This window comes from Vibrio sp. OPT46 (assembly GCF_015163535.1).
GTDB classification, from domain to species: Bacteria; Pseudomonadota; Gammaproteobacteria; order Enterobacterales; family Vibrionaceae; genus Vibrio; species Vibrio alginolyticus.
The window spans coordinates 1-3,560 of the sequence record NZ_JADDYG010000042.1 but is presented as its reverse complement, the minus strand read 5'-3'; the positions used below and the strand labels follow the sequence as shown (position 1 = coordinate 3,560).

General features: G+C 49.2%; 1 protein-coding gene. It reads left to right on the top strand.

What is annotated here, in order from left to right; all coding sequences use genetic code 11:
• On the top strand, positions 1-3,560 hold a 3,560-nt coding region (locus IQR33_RS32120), incomplete at both ends, for a VCBS domain-containing protein (RefSeq protein ID WP_228013724.1).

Below are 3,560 nucleotides of genomic sequence, written 5' to 3'. Positions count from 1 at the left end.
GATACGACTTCGGCAACCATTCCAGTCACGATTACGGATGATGCACCAATCATTGATAATGTCGTGCCTCTGGCTGTAGACGAAGATGATTTATCAGGTATTGGCTCAGACCAAACTGACGCAGTGTTTGTGGCAGGCGCATTTACGACCACTCAAGGTTCAGACCGAGTGGTGAGCTACCAACTTGATTCAACTTCTGATCCTGTTTCAGGTTTAACTTCTCAAGGTGAGCCTGTTATTTTGGTAGAGACTGCGAATCCCGATGGCAGCTTCACTTACGTGGCAACTGCGGATGGCAATCCTGTCTTCACCATGAACGTGAATGCAGACGGTACATATGACTTCCGTCTGGAAGGGCCAATCGATCACGCGTTAAACAGCGATGAGCTAGTACTGAACTTCCCAATCATTGCAACAGACTTTGATGGCGATACGACGACCGCGACCATTCCAGTCACGATTACTGATGACGTTCCAACCATTAATAACGTTGTTCCACTGACAGTAGACGAAGATGATCTCGCTACAATTGGCTCAGACCAAAACGATGATGCGTTTATGTCGGGCTCTTTCAGCACAACTGAAGGCTCAGACAGCGTTGTTAAATACCAGCTTGATGCAACGGCAGATCCAGTAGCAGGGTTGACCTCTCATGGTGAGCCTGTCGTGCTTGCTGAGACAGCAAATGGTGATGGCAGCTTTACTTACACTGCCACAGCAAATGGCAATGACGTATTTGAATTGGTGGTGAAGCCAGACGGCAGCTACACCTTTACTCTGCAGGGCCCACTAGACCATGCGGTGAATAGCGACAGCCTGCAAATCGACTTCCCGATTATCGCAACAGACTTTGATGGCGATACATCGACAGAAACACTACCTGTCACCATCGTTGATGATAAACCAACCATCACTGACGTAGACGCAATCCGTGTGGATGAAGATGACTTAGCGACGATTGGCTCTGACGGCTCAGATCCAATTTCAATCGATGGCAACTTCACTACAACGCAAGGTTCTGATGGGGTAGTAAGCTACCAATTAGATACTGCAGCAACGCCAGTTGATGGTCTAACATCACAAGGTATGGCCGTCACGCTGGCTGAAACCGCAAACGGCGACGGTAGCTACACTTATGAAGCGACAGCGGGAACTGAAGCAGTATTTACGCTGACCGTTAATACGGATGGTTCATACAACTTCACGCTGCAAGGTCCAATCGACCATGCGACAGACAGTGATGAGCTGACACTGAACTTCCCAATCATAGCAACGGATTTTGATGGTGATACCACCACAGAAACGATCCCAGTCACCATCGTGGATGATAAACCGACCATTACCGATGTTGATGCGATTACCGTTGATGAAGATGACTTAGGTACGATTGGTTCAGATCAGACTGGCCCGATTTCAATCGATGGCAACTTCACCACCACACAAGGCTCGGACCGAGTAGTGAGCTATCAGCTCGATGCTTCTGCAACACCAGTGGCTGGACTCACATCACAAGGCGTGGCAGTCACGCTAACTGAAACCGCAAACGGCGATGGCAGCTTTACCTATCAAGCAACAGCAGGCACCGAGTCGGTCTTTACACTGACAGTGAACACTGATGGCTCTTATAACTTCACGCTTGAAGGGCCAATCGACCACGCGGTAGATAGCGATGAGCTGACACTCAACTTCCCAATCATCGCAACAGACTTTGATGGCGACACCACAAATGCCACTATCCCTGTGACGATCGTGGACGATAAGCCAGTGATTACTGACGTCGACGCAATCACGGTTGATGAAGATGATCTAGCCTCAATTGGCTCAGACCAAAGCAACCCGATTTCTATTGATGGTAACTTCACCACCACACAAGGTTCAGACCGAGTGGTGAGCTACCAACTCGATGCTTCAGCAACACCAGTGGACGGTTTAACCTCGCAAGGCGTGGCTGTCACACTGACAGAAACCGCAAATGGTGATGGTAGTTTCACTTATGAAGCGACTGCGGGTGGTAACCCAGTATTTACTCTGACAGTAGATACTGATGGCTCTTACAACTTCACGCTTGAAGGGCCGATTGATCACGCGGTGGATAGTGATGAGCTGACACTGAACTTCCCAATTATCGCAACCGACTTTGATGGCGACACCGTTACTGAAACCATTCCAGTTACGATTGTTGATGATGTACCGACCATCACAGCGGTGGATGCGTTAAGTGTTGATGAAGACGACCTTAGCGGTGTGGGCTCAGATCCAGGCGGCGATCTGTTCGTAGAAGGGGCGTTTACGACCACTCAAGGCTCTGACCGAGTGGTGAGCTATCAACTGGATTCAACCGCAGATCCTGTTGCGGGGCTGACCTCTCAAGGTGAGGCGATTATCTTGGTGGAAACCGCGAATGGCGACGGCAGCTTTACTTATGTTGCGACCGCTGACGGCAATCCTGTCTTCACGTTGAATGTAGCAACAGATGGTACGTACGACTTTACGCTGCAAGGCCCGATTGACCATGCAGCAAACAGCGACAGCCTGACGATTGATTTCCCTATTATTGCCACCGATTTTGATGGTGATACGACCACGGCAACCATTCCAGTTACAATTACGGATGATGCACCAATCATCGATAATGTTGTGCCTCTGGCTGTGGATGAAGATGATTTATCAGGCATTGGCTCAGACCAAACTGACGCTGTGTTTGTTGAAGGCGCGTTCACTACTACTCAAGGCTCAGACCGAGTGGTGAGTTACCAACTTGATTCAACTTCTGATCCTGTTTCGGGATTAACCTCCCAAGGTGAGCCTGTTACTTTGGTAGAGACTGCGAATGTCGATGGCAGCTTTACTTACGTGGCTACCGCGGATGGCAATCCTGTCTTCACCATGAACGTGAATGCAGACGGCACATACAACTTCCGTCTAGAAGGTCCGGTGGATCATGCGTTAAACAGCGACGAGTTAGTACTGAACTTCCCAATCATTGCAACAGACTTTGATGGCGATACGACGACCGCGACCATTCCAGTCACGATTACTGATGACGTTCCAACCATTAATAACGTTGTTCCACTGACAGTAGACGAAGATGATCTCGCTACAATTGGCTCAGACCAAAACGATGATGCGTTCATGTCGGGTTCTTTCAGCACAACTGAAGGCTCGGACAGCGTTGTTAAATACCAGCTTGATGCAACAGCAGATCCAGTAGCAGGGTTAACCTCTCATGGTGAGCCTGTCGTACTTGCTGAGACAACAAATGGTGATGGCAGCTTTACTTACACTGCCACAGCAGATGGCAATGCCGTATTTGAATTGGTGGTGAAGCCAGATGGCAGCTACACCTTTACTCTGCAGGGCCCACTAGACCATGCGGTGAATAGCGACAGTCTGCAAATCGACTTCCCGATTATCGCAACAGACTTTGATGGCGACACCTCATCGAAGACGTTACCTGTCACCATCGTTGATGATAAACCAACCATCACTGACGTAGACGCAATCCGCGTGGATGAAGATGACTTAGCGACGATTGGCTCCGACGGCTCAGATCCAATTTC